Source organism: Aeromonas sp. S18(2024), assembly GCF_041402525.1.
Lineage (GTDB): Bacteria > Pseudomonadota > Gammaproteobacteria > Enterobacterales > Aeromonadaceae > Aeromonas > Aeromonas enteropelogenes.
Genome location: NZ_JBGLQV010000011.1, coordinates 25582 through 42372 on the forward strand (window position 1 = coordinate 25582; position 16791 = coordinate 42372).

Below are 16791 nucleotides of genomic sequence, written 5' to 3' on the forward strand. Positions count from 1 at the left end.
AGTGAGGATCAGCGCTGGTTGCCGGCCCGGATGGTGCGGCGGATCTTGGTGCTCAGGAGCGGCACTATGTTGTCCGCCAGCGCCTGGAAGCGGCCCAGATCCGGTTTGCTCTCGGCGGAGAGGTAACCCTCCTTGCGCAGGGTGTGGATCAGGGTGCTGAACAGCTTCTGGTCGAAGAACTCGGGGGCGTTGATGCCGTGCAGGGTGCCGAGGCGCTCCGCCATCATCAGGCCGTCTGCCTCCAGCTGCTCTGCCTCTATGTAGGGTTGGGCCAGCACCCGGGTCAGCACGATGGCGTAGCGCTGCAGGGTCTCCTGGATGCTCTCGGCCAGCAGCAGCAGGCGCATCTGGTTGCCCGGGTTGACCCAGAAGCCGCCGTCGCGCGCCTCGATCAGCTGCTGACGCTGCAGCTCGGCCAGCAGGGCATCAATAAGCTCCGGCAGCTCCTCCTCTTCGTAACGCAGGAACAGCTCGGTCTTGAGCAGCGGGTAGATGTCGACGCAGCGGGCGATGATCTCGCCGCGGCTGATCCCCTCGCAGCGATCGATCAGTGCCGCCACCAGGGAGGGCATGGCAAACAGGTGGAGGATATTGTTGCGGTAGTAGGTCAGCAGGATCGCCTGGTAGCGATCCAGGCTGATGATCTGGCCCAGCTTGTCCTCGCTCACCTCGAACTTGTTGAGTTCCAGTGCCTGATCCAGCAGGGTGCCGGCATCCTCGTCCGGGATGGTGCTCTGGGCACTGTAGGGCACCGCCTTGAGCAGGTCCAGATAGGTGTTGAGCTGGGCCTGCAACTCGTCACGGGTCAGGGCGTGGCGCTCGGCGGCCAGCAGCGCCAGGGCGCTCAGGGTCAGGCCGTTGACGGCGGCGGCGCCGTTGATGCGGGTCATCAGCAGATCGGCCAGGGTATTGACCGTGCCGGCCATCCACTCCGGGCGTTCCTCTTCCCCGATATGATCCTTCCAGCCCGGAATATGCTCGCTCAGGTAGCTGTTGAGGGTCAGCGGCTCGCCGAAGTTGACGAAGCCGCGGCCGTAGTTGCGCAGCTTGCGCAGGATGCCGAGTACCTGCAGGAAGCTCTCCTTCTCCTTGCGGCTGCCCTTGAGCTCGTTGTGGTAGGTGTTCACCTCCATCACGTGCTCGTAGCCGAGGTAGACGGGTACCAGGGTGACCGGGCGGTCAAGCCCGCGCATCATGGCCTGCAGGGTCATCGCCAGCATGCCGGTCTTGGGCGGCAGCAGGCGACCGGTGCGCGAACGGCCACCCTCGGTGAAGAACTCCACCGAGTAGCCCTTGGCGAACAGCAGGTTCAGGTACTCGCGAAACACCGTGCTGTAGAGCGGGTTGCCCTTGAAGGTGCGGCGGATGAAGAAGGCACCGCCGTGGCGGAAGATGGGGCCCGCCGGCCAGAAGTTGAGGTTGATGCCCGCCGCGATATGGGGCGGCACCATCCCCTGGTGATAGATGACATAGGAGAGCAGCAGGTAGTCCATGTGGCTGCGATGGCAGGGCACATAGACGATCTCGTGCCCTTCCTGAGCCAGCTGGCGCACCTTTTCGGCGCCGTTGACCGACAGGCCACGATAGAGCTTGTTCCACAGCCAGCCGAGGAAGCTCTCGCCGAGGCGGATCAGCCGGTAGGAGAAGTCGGAGGCGATCTCGTCCATGTAGCCGTGGGCGCGTTTCTGCGCCTTCTCCAGGCTGATGTTCTCCCGCTCTGCCTCTTCGGCGATGGCCTGCTGGATCACGCTCGAATCCAGCAGTTGTTTGAACAGCAGGTTGCGGTTGGGCAGTTTCGGTCCGGTGGCCGCCAGCTGCTGGCGGCTGAAGTGGGTACGGGCGACCCGCGCCAGCTTGTGGGCGATGGCCTCGTCGGTACCGTGTTTGTCCGCCATATAGCGCAGGGAGAGGGGCGGGGAGAAGCGCACCAGGTTTTCGCGACCCTTGAGGATCACGATGAGCGCCTTCTTCAGCCGGTTCGGCGCCAGACTGCTGATGATGTTGAGGCCGGAGGCCTCTTCTCCCTCCCGGCCCGGGGCACGGCCCCAGAACAGGGTGACGGGCACTACCTGGATATCCAGCGCCGGATCCTGTTTGTGCAGATCCAGCAGCTGGTGGAACTCCTGCAGGAAGGGGAGCGGCTTGCTGCGCTTGCCGAAGAGGGGAGGCGGACGATCCAGGCAGACATAGCGCGGCAGCAGCTGGCCGTTCAGTTCCAGCGGCGTGAAAGGGCCGGGCAGACCGAGATCCTCGCAGCACTGCTGCAGGGTCATCAGGTCGGTGATCGAGCTGGTTTTCAGGGCGTAGACGATGGGTCTGGCCGGATCCAGCTTGAGTTCTGTGATGGGATTTTCCGGCAGGCTTTTGTGATTGACCAAGCCGCTGACCGGCCATTGCAAGATGGCTCTGGAAATCTTCTGTCCTGGGGACATGTGCGTCTGCTCTCCAAAAAAATGCGGCGTGAGCATAGCAAATCACCGGCCCCTTGTCGCCGAGAGGTACGATGAGTTCAGTCGTGCGGGATCAAAACAGGGTGAAATTGCCGGTTGGTCGCGACAAATGTCAGCTGCGCCTTGCCTTGGCCACTGCACTGTATATACTGCCAGTGTGCTGTATAAAAAGACAGGTGCCAATTCTATGAAACCCCTTACCCCCCGCCAGGCCGAAGTGCTGGAGCTGATCAAGGTGAACATGAACGAGACCGGTATGCCGCCGACTCGCGCCGAGATTGCCCAGAAGCTTGGTTTCAAGTCGGCCAATGCGGCCGAGGAACATCTGAAGGCCCTGGCCAAAAAAGGGGTCATCGAGATCATGCCGGGCACGTCCCGCGGCATCCGTCTGCTGCTCGAAGAGGAAGAGGCGCTGGAAGAGAGCGGCCTGCCGCTGATCGGCAAGGTGGCTGCCGGTGAACCCATCCTGGCCCAGGAGCATATCGAGAGCCACTATCAGGTGGATCCCGCCCTGTTCCACCCGCGCGCCGACTTCCTGCTGCGGGTGCAAGGGATGAGCATGAAGAATATCGGCATTCTGGATGGCGACCTGCTGGCGGTGCATAAGACCCAGGAGGTGCGCAACGGCCAGGTGGTGGTGGCGCGGCTTGACGAGGATGTCACCGTCAAACGCTTCCAGCGCAAGGGCAGTCAGGTGTGGCTGCTGCCGGAGAACGAAGAGCTCTCCCCCATCGAAGTGGATCTCGCCAGCCAGCATCTTACCATCGAGGGGCTGGCGGTCGGGGTTATCCGCAATGCCGACTGGATGTAATCTCTTCTCTCGCCACACGGCCTCCTTCGGGAGGCCGTGTCGTTTCTGCGCCTCTTTCCTGCCAATTCAAGCAGATCCTGAACCTCACCCTTTTTGTCTCCCGCGCCAGCCCGCAAACCGCCCGTTTCGGATATATGCTCAGATCAGGGCCAGACCGCCAGGGTCTGGCTGCTCCGCCCCACGGGGCGAGCGCCGCACAATGACAACCGCAAACAGACCTTCACGGGATAGAAGGGGAGTGTCGCAGGGCCGGCCGGCAATAGGCCAGGGTCATCCTGATCTCACTCGAAGCAAGGCAGGACGTTGCCAGGGGATGAGTCGACGTACCTGAATGACCTGTCAGTCAAGGAGGAGTGGCATATGGCATCGAACACGCCATGGGATTCGAAGCGCTGCGTACCGGCACCTGAATCCTCCATCACCCGTTTTATCAAGGGAAACCGGATGACCTGGTTTTACGGACTCTGGCTTCATCACAAGGGGCCGCACTGGGCGCTCTGGCTCGGCTGCCCGAAGGATAAAGTGGTGCGCCTGGTGCTGTTGTTCAAGCGGGGTCATGGTGCCCAGGCTGTCGACAGCGTCCGGCTGGCCCCGGTGGTGCCCATCGGTCGTGCCCTCGGCAAGGGGTGGCAGCAGGGGCGCAACGCCAGACCCTGAGCAGAGCTTGTCGTAGCAGATCGAGTATTCAGGATGAGCATGACGAAGAAGGGAGCCAGCGGCTCCCTTCTTGTTTACAGCAGGAACAGGGTGGCCAGCCCCAGAAAGATGAAGAAGCCACCGGTGTCGGTGATGGCGGTGATCATCACGCTGGCCCCCACCGCCGGATCGCGACCCAGCCGGCTCATGGTCATGGGGATGATGACCCCCATCAGCGCCGCCACTAGCAGGTTCAGCACCATGGCGAGGGTCATCACGGCGCCCAGCGCCGCATCCTGATAGAGCAGGAAGGTGACGACCCCCATGATGCCGCCCCATACCAGACCGTTGATAAAGGCTACCCCCAGCTCTCGCAGCAGCAGGAAGGAGAGGTTGCCCGCTTGAATGTGCTGCAGCGCCAGCGCCCGCACTATCATGGTGATGGTCTGGTTGCCTGTGTTGCCGCCGATCCCGGCGACGATGGGCATCAGGGCCGCCAGCGCCACCAGTTGCGAGATGGTGTGCTCGAACAGGCCGATGACCCGCGACGCCACGAAAGCCGTGCAGAGGTTGAGTGCGAGCCAGGCCCAGCGGGTCTTCACCGCCTTGGCGACCGGTGCGAACACATCCTCCTCCTCGCTGATCCCCCCCATGCGGCGCAGATCGGTGTCGCTCTCCTCATAGACCACATCCACGATCTCCTCGACGGTGAGGCGGCCCATCAGCTTGCCCTTGGCATCCACCACGGCGGCAGAAAGCAGGTCATCCCGTTCGAAGGTACGGGCCGCCGCCTCGTCGTTGTCTTCGGGATCGAAGGTGATGGGATCCTGCTCCATCACCTCGCTTACTAAGGTGGCGGGTTTGTGCAGCAGTACAGTGGTGAGGGCCAGTTCGCCGAGCAGGTGGTTTCGCCTGTCGATGACAAACAGCTTGTCGGTGTTGGCGGGGATCTTGCCCCGCAGCCGCAAGAAGCGCTGCACCGTTGCGAGGCTCACGTCGGGGCGCACCGTGATGAGCTCGAAGTCCATCATGGCGCCGACCGTGTGCTTGCCGTAGCGGATCACTTCGCGCACCCGATCCCGATCGGCGGGGGCCATGGAGGTGAGCAGCCGCCCCATCAGGTTGCGCGGCAGGTACTGGCCCAGATAGATCTGATCGTCGATGTCGAGGGAGCGCAGGGCATGCAGCAGCTCGCGGTCGCTCATGCCGCTGATGAGGCTCTCCCACACCGTCTCCGATGCCTCGACCAGCACCTGGCCGCGTTTGTCTTCGCTCACCAGATGCCAGAGGGCGTGGCGTTCATCGGGAGGCAGGGATTCCAGCGCATCGGCGATGTCGGCGGCGGGCAGGCCGTTGACCAGCCCGCTCAGCTGGCTGGTCTGGTCGCGCTGACCCGCATCCTGTTCAAGCTGGGGGTCGATCAGGCTGTCGGTGAGGGCATCGTCGCCCAGCAGCAGGGTGAGAATGCGGGATCTGTCTTCCGCGCGCTGCTTGGCGCTGTTTTTGAGGGGCAGAGACATGAAAAAATTCCTGAGCTGGTGGCCGATAGGCCGAATGCCCATAGGATACCAGACTTAAAACAACAGGTTATGACCGGGATTCGGTGATGGCTGGATAAAAATGAGGCCACCTTGCGGTGGCCTCATGACTCACATGCCAAAACCGCTCAGGCGAGGGCCTGGCGGGAGAGGGCTTGTTGGTCTTGTCCAAACCAGGCGAGCTGATCGGCCAGGGTTACCACCGAGCCCACCATGATAAGGGCCGGGCTCTCCACTCCGATCGCCAGCTCGTGCAGCTGATCCAGGGTGCCGCGAATGACCCGCTGGCTCGGCTGGGTGCCGCGCTCGATCAGCGCCACCGGGGTGTCGCCCCCCTTGCCGTGGGCCAGCAGCTGCTCGCGGATGGTGGCGCAGGATGAAAGCCCCATGTAGAACACCAGGGTCTGCCTGTCTTTTGCCAGCAATGGCCAGTCGAGATCCTGTGCCCCCCCCTTGCCGTGGGCGGTGACGAAGCGCACGCTCTGGGCGTGATCCCGGTGGGTCAGCGGAATGCCGGCGTAGGCGGCGCAGCCGCTGGCCGCCGTGATCCCCGGCACCACCTGAAAACCGATACCGCTGCCGACCAGCGTCTCCAGCTCCTCGCCGCCACGGCCGAAGATAAAGGGGTCACCCCCCTTCAGCCGTACTACCCGCTGCCCCTTCTTCGCCTCCTCCAGCAGGAGCTGGTTGATCCCCTCCTGCGGCACGCAGTGGTTGCCCGCCTGCTTGCCGACGAAGATGCGCTTGGCATCCCGGCGCACCAGCGCCATCACCTCGTCGGAGACCAGCCGGTCATAGACCACCACGTCGGCCTGCTGCATCTGACGCAGGGCGTGCAGGGTGAGAAGACCCGGATCGCCGGGGCCTGCCCCCACCAGCACCACCTCGCCACCGGTCTGGCTTTCATCGGCAAACAGGTTGTCGGCCAGCTGGTGGGCAGAGGCTCTATCCCCCCGAGCCAGCGCCTGCCCGAGCCGATCCGCCCCGAGCAGCCGTTCCCAGAAGCGGCGCCGCTCCCCCATGCTGGCGAAGCGCGTCTTGACCCGATCCCGCAGGCTGCCGGCAAAGGCCGCCACGGCGCCCAGGTGCTGGGGCAGCATGGCTTCGAGCTTCTCCCGCAGCAGCCGGGCCAGTACCGGCGCTTTGCCGCCGGAGGAGATGGCCACCATCAGCGGTGAGCGGTCGATGATGGACGGCATGATGAAGCTGGAGCGCTTGGGGTCGTCCACCACGTTGGCAAAGATCCGCGCCTGATTCGCGCTCTGGTAGACCAGGGCGTTCACCTCGCGTCGATCGGTGGCGGCCACCACCAGCCACTTGCCCGCCAGTTGCTGCGGCGCGAATTCACCGGCCAGCCACTCGATGCTGCCGTTGGCAGCCAGTTCCGCCAGCTCGGGGTCTAGCTCGGGAGCCACGACTGTGAGCTGGGCACCGGCATCCAGCAGCAGGCGCGCCTTGCGCTCCGCTACCTCGCCGCCGCCGACCAGCAGCACGGGTTTGTTGTCGAGTCGGCAAAAGATGGGCAAGTAGTCCATGGGGCCTCCTGATCAGGCGGTTTGGGTCTGGCTGGCAGTGTTGGTGGTCTCGCTCACCGCGACCGGGCGCTCAGCCTTGGGGGTGGCATACCAGTAGCCGAGGCCCATAAAGAGGGCGCCGGAGACGGTGTTGCCCAGGGTCACCCACAGCAGGTTGTGGCCGATGCCGCCCAGGGTGTAGGCGTCGGAATGGGCACCGAACCAGGAGAGGGCGAACAGGGTCATGTTGGCGATGGAGTGCTCGTAGCCGGAGGCGATAAAGGCCAGCAGGCACCACCAGATGGCGATGAAGCGGGCGGCCCCTTCGGTGCGCAGCGCCATCCAGATGGCGAGGCAGACCAGCCAGTTGCAGAGGATCCCCTTCATTAACAGGGTCAGCGCCGGTGCCTGGGTCTTGGCCAGCGCCACCTTGTGGGCCAGGCTGCCCGCGTCCGGCAGCAGGCTGCCGCCGTAGGAGTAGATCAGCGCCACGATGATGGAGCCAATCAGGTTGCCCGCCCAGGTCTGGGGCAGGATGCGCAGCAGGTCAGACATGGCGATCTTGCCGGTCTTCACCCCGAAGGTGAGGAACATGGTGTGGCCGGTGTAGAGCTCGGAGCCGGCGATGATGACCAGGGTCAGGGCGATGCCGAAGGTGGCCCCCATCACCAGCGGACGGATGGTGGGATCCACCAGGTTGCCCAGGGTGAAGATGAGGATGATGCCCAGGCCCACATAGGCCCCCGCCATGGCGGAGCTGAGCCAGAAGCCAAGCTTGTCGCTGCGCTCGAAGCGGTTGATGCGGGCCGCGTTGGCGGCGCACTTGTTGATCGTTTCCGTGTACATCTTTTGAGTCCTTGAAAGGGCTGCCCTCAGGCAGCCCGAAAGAGAGTGAAATCGGCTTTAGACGGCGACCCAGACCTGCTGGTCGCGCACTTCAACGGGGTAGCCCTGCACCGACATAGATCTGGGGGTTGTCGACATCAGACAGCGACCCAGATTTGCTGATCGCGCACTTCGACGGGATAGCTCTGTACCGACATCGCCGGGTTATCGAAACAATGGCCATCGCTCAGGCGAAAGCGCTGCTTCTTGAGGGGGCTGGCCACCCAGAGCTCGCCGTCGTGTTCGCAGATAAGGCCCCGTGACAGCACGTTGGCGGCGAAGAAGGGATCCCGGTTGTCGATGGCGAACACCTCGGCCGCAGCACTTGGGCGGAACAGGGCGATCTGGCGACCTTCAATAAGTGCGCAGACGCCGGTGCCCGGCAGGATGTCGTTGAGTTGGCAGGCTAATTTCATCATTTTGTCTCCACCTCGATCTGGTAGACGGGGATGCGCTCGGCCGGGGTCGCCGGTCGGTGCTGGTCACGCTCGGCAACGAACTGAACGTCCGGGTCGCGCTTGTCGCTGTTGATGAAGTGGCTGAAGCGTTTGAGAGCCTCCTCTTCATTGAGGGTGCGCGACCATTCGCACTCGTAGCTGTCGATAAGGCGTTGGATATCGCGCTCCAGCGTCTCGGCCAGCCCCAGCTTGTCGTCGACGATCACTTCGCGCAGGTAGTCGACGCCCCCTTCCAGATTGCCGAGCCAGACCGAGGTGCGCTGCAGTTTGTCGGCGCTCATAACGTAGAACATCATAAAACGGTCTATCAACCGGACTAACGTCTCGCGGTCAAGGTCAGACGCCAGCAGATCGGCGTGGCGCGGCTTCATGCCGCCGTTGCCGCCCACATAAAGGTTCCAGCCCGCGTCGGTGGCGATGATGCCGACGTCCTTGCCCTGCGCTTCCGCACATTCGCGGGTGCAGCCGGAGACGCCGAACTTCATCTTGTGGGGGGTGCGAATGCCCTTGTAGCGGTTCTCGAGGAAGACCCCGAGGCCGACGCTGTCCTGCACGCCGAAGCGGCACCAGGTGCTGCCGACACAGGTCTTGGCCATGCGCAGCGCCTTGGCGTAGGCCTGACCGGTCTCGAAGCCGGCAGCCAGCAGCTTGCGCCAGATGGCGGGCAGATCATCCTTCTGGGCCCCGAACAGACCGATGCGCTGGGCGCCGGTGATCTTGGTGTAGAGCTTGTAGTCGCGGGCCACTTCGGCCACTGCCAGCAGCCCTTCCGGGGTCACTTCGCCGCCGGCCATGCGCGGGATGACGGAGTAGCTGCCGTCCTTCTGCATGTTGCCGAGGAAGATGTCGTTGGTGTCTTGCAGAGGTGTGTTGAGCGGGCTCAGCACGTACTCGTTCCAGCAGGAGGCGAGGATGGAGCCGACGGTCGGTTTGCACACCTCGCAGCCATGACCCTGGCCGTGCCTGGCCAGCAGCTCGTCGAAGCTCTTGATCCCCTCCACCTTGACCAGATGGAACAGCTCCTGGCGGGAGTGGGGGAAGTGGGCGCAGAGGTGGTTGTTGACCTCGATGCCCTGCTTCACCAGCTCGGCGTTGAGCACCTGGCTGATGAGCGGCACGCAGCCGCCGCAGCCGGTGCCGGCCTTGGTGTGCTGCTTGATGGCGGCCAGGGTGGTGTGACCCTCGGCAACGGCCTGGGCGATGTCGCCCTTGGAGACGTCGAAGCAGGAGCAGATCTGGGCGCTCTCTGGCAGGGCATCCACCCCCAGGGTCGGCTTGGCACCGGCGTAAGCGGGCAGGATCAGGGTGTCCGGGTGGCTCGGCAGCGGCAGGGCGTTGAGCATCATCTGCAGCAGGTTGCCGTAATCCTCCACGTCACCCACCAGCACGGCGCCGAGCAATCGGCTGTTGTCCTCGCTCACCACTATCTTCTTGTAGACGCCGGCCTGGTCGTCCTGGAACACATAGCTGTGGCTGCCCGGGGTGCGGCCGTGGGCATCGCCGATGGAGCCGACGGAGACGCCGAGCAGCTTGAGCTTGGCGCTCATGTCCGCCCCTTCGAAGCGGCTGTCGCCGCCAAGCAGATGGTCGACGGTGATCTGGGCCATCTTGTAGCCCGGGGCCACCAGCCCGAAGAAGCGCCCCTGCCAGGCGGCACACTCGCCGATGGCATAGATGTCAGGGTCGGAGGTGAGGCAGTGATCGTCGATGACGATACCGCCGCGCTCGGCGATGGCCAGATCGCCGTAGCGACCGAGGGTGTCTTGTGGGCGGATGCCGGTAGAGAAGACCACCACGTCCACTTCCAGCTGGCTGCCGTCGGCAAAGGCGAGGCGGTGTTTCGCCTGTTCACCGCCATGCATCAGGATCTCGCTGGTGCTCTTGCTGGTGTGTACCTGCACGCCCATGGATTCGATCTTGCGGCGCAGCAGCTGGCCGCCCTGGCCGTCGAGCTGCTCGGCCATCAGCACAGGAGCGAACTCCACCACATGGGTCTCGAGACCCAGCGCCTTGAGGGCGCCGGCCGCTTCGAGGCCAAGCAGGCCGCCCCCGATCACCACCCCGCTCTTGCCGCTCTTGGCGGCGTTGCGGATGGCTTTGAGATCCTCGATGGTGCGGTAGACGAAGCACTCGTGGTGCTGGCTGCCCTGAATGGGCGGCACCCAGGGATAGGAGCCGGTGGCCAGTACCAGTTTGTCGTAACCGACCACAGTGCCCTTGTTGGAGTGCACCTCACGGGCCGTTTTGTCGATTTTTTTCACCGCTTCGCCGAGCAGCAGGCGGATGCCGTGCTTGTCGTAGAAACCGGGTTTGACGAGGGAGAGATCTTCGCTGGTGTGGTGGGAAAAGTAGGAGGAGAGATGGACGCGATCGTAGGCGGGACGGGGTTCTGCACCGAAGACGGTGATCTCGTACCGGCCCGGGTCGGCCCGTTCGATCAGCTCTTCGATGAAGCGGTGCCCCACCATGCCGTTGCCGACAACGACCAGTCTGACTTTGCTCATAATTGCCTCTAGTTTGGAGTAATAAAACGACATTCTGAGGCTAGGCTACCCAGTCGGAGGGAGCGGACAATTGATGCAAATCAAGTGTCCATTTATATATCTCGTCAGGGGTAATTGGAGGAAATTCAATCATATACATAAATAGGTATATGGATGGAGCATTCAGAACATGGTTCGGCACGGCCTGGAAGGGGTGTGTTGGGGATATCTATCTGACGAAAAAGATAAAAAATTTTGTGTTCGACGGGCAGGGGCGGCGCTTTGCGTCAAGCCCCTGAATGCGGGATTGTGGGACCTGCTCACGCGATATGGCGGCGAAACAGGGCGAGTGCCAAGGAGAGGCTGACGCCGCCGATGGCGATGAGCGGCCACAAGAGCGGCCAGGCCGCCGACCAGCCGAGCCCCTTCAGAAAGACCCCCTTGAGCAGCACGATGAAGTGGGTCAGGGGATCGATGGCGGCGAGCCACTGGAACACTTGCGGCATGTTCTCCACCGGCGAGACATACCCCGAGAGGATCACCGCCGGCACCATGAAGCAGAAGACCCCGAGAAACGCCTGCTGCTGGGTCGAACAGAGCGACGAGATGAAGAGCCCGATGCCGGCCAGCGCCAGGCCGTAGCAGATCATGCCGGCCAGCAGCAGGGTCAGGCTGCCGGAAAAGGGCACCGCGTAGACGAAGCGGGCCGCCAGCGCGACGATTGTGCCCTGCCCCACCGCCACCAGGATGCCGGGCACCGCCTTGCCCGCCATGATCCAGCCCGGGGTGAGGGGGGAGACCAGCAGCTGGTCGAAGGTGCCCTCTTCCCGTTCGCGCGCCACCGACAGGGCGGTGACGATGAGGCAGCCGATGGTGGTGATGATGGCCACCAGGGAGGGGAGCACGTGCCAGCGAAACTCGATATTGGGGTTGTAGAGGTGGCGCACCAGCAGCTCGGGGGCGCCGCGCCCCTCGCTCTGCCAGCGGGCGATCACCTGGCTGATGTAGCCCGCAGCGACCTGGCCGCCGTTAGAGCGGCGTCCGTCGACGATGAGCTGCAGTGGCGCGCTCTCTCCCCGGGCCAGCCGGCGCGAGAAATCGGCGGGAATGACCAGCGCCAGCAGGGCCTGCTGCTCTGTGATGGCCGCCGTCACCCCGGCCTCGCCTGCCACCGGCAGCACTGTGGTGAAGGCCGGCATATGGGTGAGGCGCTCCAGCAGCTCGCGGCTCTCGGCACCGCCGTCCTGGTTGTAGATGGCCAGCGTGTTGCCGGTCACCTCCAGGGTGGCGGCGAACGGGAACAGGGCGGTCTGCAGCAGCACCGGCATGATCAGCAGGAAGCGCCCCTGGGTGTTGCCCAGCAGGATGGAGAGCTCTTTTCGCACCAGCCACCAGAGTCGAGTCAGCATGGTTACTCCAGGGTTCGCCGCGTCTTGCGGGCGGTGAGGGCCAGCCAGAACCCGGCCAGCAGCAACAGGCAGAGGGCGTTGACCAGCAGGATCGAGAGCACGTTGCCCGCCTGATAGAGGGTCTGCAGCGAACTCGCAAAGTAGCGGGCCGGAATGAGGTGGGTGATGGCCCGCAGCAGAGGCGGCATGCTGGCAATCTCGAACACGAAGCCCGAGAGCATCATGGCCGGCAGGAAAGCCGCCGTCAGGGCCGCCTGGGCGGCGTTGAACTGGCTGCGCATCACGGTGGAGAGAAACAGCCCGAGCCCCAGGGCGCTGCCGAGAAACAGGCTGGTGACCAGGAACAGGACGGCCAGGGAGCCGCGCCAGGGCACCCCCATCACCGCCACCGAGAAGAGCAGGCAGATGAACATGGCGACGATGCCGAGCCCGTAGTAGGGGATGAGCTTGGAGAGCAGCAGCTCGGCCTTGGTCACCGGGGTGGCGAGCAGGGCCTCCATGGTGCCGCGTTCCCACTCCCTGGCCACCACCAGGGAGGTGAGCAGGGCGCCGATGATGGTCATCACGACGGCAATGGAGCCTGGCACCAGGAAGTTGCGGCTCACCAGCGCCGGGTTGAACCAGGCACGGGTGCGCAGCTCCACCGGCTGGCTCTGGGGCTTGCCCTCAGTGAGAAGCCAGCCCTGCCAGATCCCCTGCACATAGTTGGTGACGAAGTTCGCCGTGTTGGGCTCGGAGCCGTCGGTGAGCAGGGCGATGCGCGGCGCGCTGCCCCCCTGTCCGGCCAGGGAGCGGGAGAGGCCCTCGTCGATCACCAGCAGCCCCCGGATCTCGCCGCGCTCCAGGCTCCCGAGCAGCGCCTCCTTGCTCGTGCCCCCGTGCACCTCCAGCGCGGTCGAGCCGCGCAGGGCCTGCTCGAAGCGGATCGCCGGCGCCCCGCCGTCGGCGCGCCACACCCCGAGGCGCAGGTGGTCCACGTCCAGGTTGATGGCGTACCCCATCACCACCAGCAGCACCACCGGCATGATGAAGGCGACCAGTATGCTGCTCGGGTCGCGCACGATCTGCAGCGACTCCTTGCGGCACAGGGCCAGCAGACGGCGGCGGCTGATGCTCATGCGTCCTCCTCGCTGGCCCGCTCGACCAGGGTGATAAAGGCCTCTTCCATGGTGGGTAAAGAAGTGGCGGGCATTGCCTGCGCCGCCTGCCCCTTGAGCTCGTCCGGGGTGCCGAGCGCCAGCAGCTTGCCGCGGTAGATGAGGGCGATGCGGTCGCAATACTCCGCCTCGTCCATGAAGTGGGTGGTGACCAGCACGGTCACCCCGTGATCGGCCAGGGCGTTGATGTGGGACCAGAACTCGCGCCGGGTGACCGGGTCGACCCCCGACGTGGGCTCGTCGAGAAACAGCAGTGGCGGCGCGTGCAGCAGGGCGCAGGCGAGCGAGAGGCGCTGGCGCAGCCCGAGGGGCAGGGCTTCGGCCTGCTGACCGAGCCAGGGCCCGAGGGCGAAGGCCTCCACCATGGCGTCGATGCGCGCCTGCTGGGCGCGGCCGAACAGGCCGTAGATGCCGGCGAAGAACGACAGGTTCTGGGCCACGGTGAGCTGCTTGTAGAGGGAGAACTTCTGGGCCATGTAGCCGAGGCGCTGGCGCGCCGCCGACGGGCTGTGGGCGAGATCGATGCCGGTCACCAGGGCCTGGCCGCCGCTTGGGCGCAGCAGGCCGCACTCCATCTTGAAGGTGGTGGACTTGCCCGCCCCGTTGGGGCCGAGCAGGCCGAAGATCTCGCCCCGGCGCACCGCAAAGCTGACGTCGTCGGTGGCGGCAAAGTCCCCGAAGCGTTTGGTGAGGTGGCGCGCCTCGATCACCGCCTCGGGGGAGACTCCCGGCGGCAGCTCGGCCTCGGCCATGGTGGCGGCCAGGCTCGACTCCCCGCCCGGCCCGCCGCCGAGCAGATCGATGAAAGCATCCTCCAGCCGGGCCGGGGTCGGCACGAAGGCCCCCTCGGAGAGCCCCAGCTCAGTCAGCGGAGGCGGCGCTGCATCGGGGCGCAGCAAGAGGCGCACCCGCTCCCCGGCCACGGCGCCGTCCATCACCGCCGGGTGGGCCAGGGCCCGGCGCAGCAGGGCGCGCCGCGCCCGCCCGTCCAGGTTGCCCGCCTCCAGCAGCCAGCAGCGGCTCGCCATGGCCCCCATCAGATCCGCCGGGGGGCCGCTGGTGCGTACCGCGCCCTCCGCCATCAGCAGCACGTGATCGCACAGCTCAGCTTCATCGAGATAGGCGGTGCTCCAGAGCACCGTCATGCCCCCCTGGGCGAGCTCGCGCACCATCTTCCACAGGGCGCGGCGGCTGATGGGGTCGACCCCGACACTGGGTTCGTCCAGCAGCAGCACCTCGGGCTGGCCGAGCAGGGCGCAGGCTAGCCCGAGTTTCTGCTTCATCCCCCCCGACAGCTTGCCCGCCGGGCGGGCGGTGAAGCGGGCGAGATCGGTGAAGGCGAGCAGCCGGGCAAACGTCGGGCTGCGCTCGGGCTCCACCACGCCGCGCAAGTCGGCGTAGAGGGTGAGGTTCTCCAGCACGCTGAGATCTTCATACAGGCCGAACTGCTGGGGCATGTAGCCGAGGCGTTGGCGCAAGGCATCGCCTTCCTGCACCGGATCGAGCCCGAGCACTCGGCTCTGCCCGGCCTCCGGCTCCAGCAGGCCGGCGAGCAGGCGCAGCAGGGTGCTTTTGCCCGCCCCGTCCGGCCCCACCAGGCCCGTGATGCCGCCGCCCGGTATAGTGGCCGAGATGGCATCCAGCGCCACGCGCTCGCCAAAGCGCTTGGTCAGCCCGTCGAGCCGGATGGCGGCGCTCATGGGGCCAGCCTGACGGTGACCGGCATCCCCTGGCGCAGGGCCGGGTCCGGATCCTGCACCACGATGCGCAGCCGGTAGACCAGGTGGGTACGCAGGTCCGGCGTCTCCACCGATTTGGGCGTGAACTCGGCGCTGGGCGACACAAAGCCCACCACCCCCTGGTAGGGCTGATCCGGTCGAGAGTCGGTGGTGAGCTGCACTCTGGCGCCGCTCGGGAAGTGACCGAGCCAGGGCTCCTCGACGTAGGCGCGCACCCAGACCGGCGCAGTCAGGGAGAGGTTGAAGGCGGTGGCGCCGGCCTGCACCATGCTGCCCGTCTCCACCGCGCGGGTGAGGAGGATGCCGTCGCTCGGGGCGGTCAGGGCCGCGTCCGCAAGGGCCAGCTCGGCGCTGGCAAGCGCCGCCTTGGCCCCCTCCAGCTGGGCATCGGACTGGGCGATCTCCTCGGGGCGGTAGCCGGTCTCGAGCTGGGCCAGCTGCTCGCGGGCGGCGCGTACCTGGGCCCGGGTTTGATCCCGCTGGGAGCGGGCGGTATCGAGCTGGCCGCGGGAGATGGCGCCGGTGGCGGCCAGGGCGCTCTGGCGGCGCCACTGCTTGTCGGCCTCCAGGGCCGCGGCCTCGGCGGCGCTGAGGGACGCCCGGGCGCGGTCCGTCTCCTCGCTGCGATACCCCTTGTGCATCAAGGCGTTGGCGGCGGTGAGCGCGGCCAGATTGGCCCGTGCGCTGTCGCGGTTATGGATGAGCGGCGCCGGGTCGAGGCGAGCCAGCAACTGGCCCGCCTGCACCGCGTCCCCCTCGTCCACCAGCACCTCGCTGACCCGGCCGCCGACCCGAAATGCCAGGTTCACGTCGCGGATGTCGACGTTGCCGTAGAGGACGGAGCCGTCGGCGGGGCGTCCCTGCCACCAGAGATAGCCACCGATCAGGGCCAGTACGAGGGCCACAAGCGCGATACGTTGCTTCATAGGGGTTCTCCTTGGGGATGGCGCAGGCCGCGCAGGGCCCAGACCAGCCGCTGCTGGGCGGCCTCGGGGTTGTCGATGTGGGCGAGGAAGGGGGCAGCCTGCTCGGGCAGCCAGCCGAGCTGGCGTCCGCCGCCGGCGATCACCAGGGGCAGGCCAACCGCCCCCATGATGAAGATCATCAGTTGCACCGGGTCGCCCGCCACCAGCGTTCCTTCGGCCTGGGCCCGCTGCACTTGCTCGAGCAGCAGCAGGGGGTGGCGGCGCGGCAGGCTGAGCAGGAAGCGCTGGGCGGCCCCTTCCCCTGCCAGGGCATCGCCGAACAGGTGGTTGATGAAGCCGCGCTGGCGCCCCACCAGGGCGATCAGCGCCTGCATGGTGGCCTCGAACCGGGTGAGGGCATCGGGGTAGGCGCCGCGGGCGGCCACCGCCTTGAGCTCATCAAAGAGGGGGGCGTACCAGAGCTCCACCAGCTCGTCGATGAAGGCGTCGCGGTTGCCGAAGTGGTAGACGAAGGAGCCGAGGTTTACCCCGGCGGCGGCCGCCAGCTCGCGCACCGTGAGACCGCGCAGCCCCTTGTCGGTGGCAATCTCAAGGCCGGTGTCGAGCAGTTTCTGGCGGGTCGGGTGCATGGTGCCCTCTCCATGGTATACAGATTTTGCATGATTCTTATACGTATGTATAAATCAAGGTGGTAAAAGAGGAAAGCGCTTTTTTTGAGCAGGGATGGGGAGGGCAAGAAAATAAAAACGCCTCCACAAAGGGAGGCGTTTGGAAAACGTGAGGCG

At 65.5% G+C, this 16791-nt stretch carries 13 protein-coding genes; 2 read left to right on the forward strand and 11 right to left on the reverse strand.

What is annotated here, in order from left to right; translation table 11 throughout:
* Window positions 1–8: 8 nt before the first annotated feature.
* Entirely contained in the window at window positions 9–2432 is a 2424-nt protein-coding gene (plsB, locus tag ACB034_RS16710) for a glycerol-3-phosphate 1-O-acyltransferase PlsB (protein ID WP_371173294.1), read from the reverse strand.
* 205 nt (window positions 2433–2637) lie between these two features.
* Between plsB and lexA the strand changes: the two genes are divergently transcribed.
* Together lexA and ACB034_RS16720 are read left to right on the forward strand one after the other, a co-directional pair.
* Window positions 2638–3261 carry a transcriptional repressor LexA gene (lexA, locus tag ACB034_RS16715; protein WP_042027239.1) on the forward strand — a complete coding sequence of 208 codons (624 nt, stop codon included), beginning with the start codon at window positions 2638–2640 and terminating at the stop codon, window positions 3259–3261.
* A 360-nt stretch (window positions 3262–3621) separates the two neighbouring features.
* Window positions 3622–3918, forward strand: coding sequence for a hypothetical protein (locus ACB034_RS16720; RefSeq protein WP_371173295.1), 297 nt, complete (start codon window positions 3622–3624; stop codon window positions 3916–3918).
* Between the two features lie 74 nt (window positions 3919–3992).
* Here the strand turns inward: ACB034_RS16720 and mgtE are convergent, their stop codons facing one another.
* The 10 genes from mgtE to ACB034_RS16770 form a co-directional block, all read right to left on the reverse strand.
* Window positions 3993–5417: a magnesium transporter gene (mgtE, locus tag ACB034_RS16725; RefSeq protein WP_201942400.1), complete on the reverse strand. Its 1425-nt coding sequence runs from the start codon at window positions 5415–5417 to the stop codon at window positions 3993–3995.
* A gap of 146 nt (window positions 5418–5563) precedes the next feature.
* Window positions 5564–6970, reverse strand: a complete 1407-nt coding sequence (gene cysG / locus ACB034_RS16730) for a siroheme synthase CysG (protein ID WP_371173296.1) — start codon at window positions 6968–6970, stop codon at window positions 5564–5566.
* Between the two features lie 12 nt (window positions 6971–6982).
* The gene (nirC, locus tag ACB034_RS16735; RefSeq protein WP_371173297.1) at window positions 6983–7795 is read right to left on the reverse strand and encodes a nitrite transporter NirC; all 813 of its coding nucleotides are present in this window, start codon (window positions 7793–7795) and stop codon (window positions 6983–6985) included.
* Between the two features lie 137 nt (window positions 7796–7932).
* Window positions 7933–8250 carry a nitrite reductase small subunit NirD gene (nirD, locus tag ACB034_RS16740; RefSeq protein ID WP_005342540.1) on the reverse strand — a complete coding sequence of 106 codons (318 nt, stop codon included), beginning with the start codon at window positions 8248–8250 and terminating at the stop codon, window positions 7933–7935.
* Window positions 8250–10796, reverse strand: coding sequence for a nitrite reductase large subunit NirB (gene nirB, locus ACB034_RS16745; protein WP_371173298.1), 2547 nt, complete (start codon window positions 10794–10796; stop codon window positions 8250–8252). The genes nirD and nirB overlap by 1 nt, the downstream gene beginning before the upstream one ends.
* Before the next feature lie 299 nt (window positions 10797–11095).
* Entirely contained in the window at window positions 11096–12184 is a 1089-nt protein-coding gene (locus ACB034_RS16750) for an ABC transporter permease (protein ID WP_371173299.1), read from the reverse strand.
* A 2-nt stretch (window positions 12185–12186) separates the two neighbouring features.
* Complete coding sequence (locus ACB034_RS16755; protein ID WP_371173300.1) at window positions 12187–13302, reverse strand: ABC transporter permease; 1116 nt, start codon at window positions 13300–13302, stop codon at window positions 12187–12189.
* On the reverse strand, window positions 13299–15041 hold the full coding sequence (locus tag ACB034_RS16760; protein WP_371173301.1) for an ATP-binding cassette domain-containing protein: 1743 nt from the start codon (window positions 15039–15041) through the stop codon (window positions 13299–13301). The genes ACB034_RS16755 and ACB034_RS16760 overlap by 4 nt, the downstream gene beginning before the upstream one ends.
* The gene (gene hlyD, locus ACB034_RS16765) at window positions 15038–16006 is read right to left on the reverse strand and encodes a secretion protein HlyD (protein ID WP_371173302.1); all 969 of its coding nucleotides are present in this window, start codon (window positions 16004–16006) and stop codon (window positions 15038–15040) included. Before hlyD ends, ACB034_RS16760 begins: the two co-directional genes overlap by 4 nt.
* Window positions 16003–16635, reverse strand: coding sequence for a TetR/AcrR family transcriptional regulator (locus tag ACB034_RS16770; protein WP_371173303.1), 633 nt, complete (start codon window positions 16633–16635; stop codon window positions 16003–16005). The genes hlyD and ACB034_RS16770 overlap by 4 nt, the downstream gene beginning before the upstream one ends.
* Window positions 16636–16791: the final 156 nt, after the last annotated feature.

Bases quoted from the DNA above. Each gene is read 5' to 3' on its own strand.
- mgtE (WP_201942400.1), bottom strand. From the start codon at position 5,417: ATGTCTCTGCCCCTCAAAAACAGCGCCAAGCAGCGCGCGGAAGACAGA.
- ACB034_RS16755 (WP_371173300.1), bottom strand. From the start codon at position 13,302: ATGAGCATCAGCCGCCGCCGTCTGCTGGCCCTGTGCCGCAAGGAGTCG.
- lexA (WP_042027239.1), top strand. From the start codon at position 2,638: ATGAAACCCCTTACCCCCCGCCAGGCCGAAGTGCTGGAGCTGATCAAG.
- ACB034_RS16770 (WP_371173303.1), bottom strand. From the start codon at position 16,635: ATGCACCCGACCCGCCAGAAACTGCTCGACACCGGCCTTGAGATTGCC.
- nirB (WP_371173298.1), bottom strand. From the start codon at position 10,796: ATGAGCAAAGTCAGACTGGTCGTTGTCGGCAACGGCATGGTGGGGCAC.
- plsB (WP_371173294.1), bottom strand. From the start codon at position 2,432: ATGTCCCCAGGACAGAAGATTTCCAGAGCCATCTTGCAATGGCCGGTC.
- ACB034_RS16760 (WP_371173301.1), bottom strand. From the start codon at position 15,041: ATGAGCGCCGCCATCCGGCTCGACGGGCTGACCAAGCGCTTTGGCGAG.
- ACB034_RS16720 (WP_371173295.1), top strand. From the start codon at position 3,622: ATGGCATCGAACACGCCATGGGATTCGAAGCGCTGCGTACCGGCACCT.
- nirC (WP_371173297.1), bottom strand. From the start codon at position 7,795: ATGTACACGGAAACGATCAACAAGTGCGCCGCCAACGCGGCCCGCATC.
- cysG (WP_371173296.1), bottom strand. From the start codon at position 6,970: ATGGACTACTTGCCCATCTTTTGCCGACTCGACAACAAACCCGTGCTG.
- hlyD (WP_371173302.1), bottom strand. From the start codon at position 16,006: ATGAAGCAACGTATCGCGCTTGTGGCCCTCGTACTGGCCCTGATCGGT.
- nirD (WP_005342540.1), bottom strand. From the start codon at position 8,250: ATGAAATTAGCCTGCCAACTCAACGACATCCTGCCGGGCACCGGCGTC.
- ACB034_RS16750 (WP_371173299.1), bottom strand. From the start codon at position 12,184: ATGCTGACTCGACTCTGGTGGCTGGTGCGAAAAGAGCTCTCCATCCTG.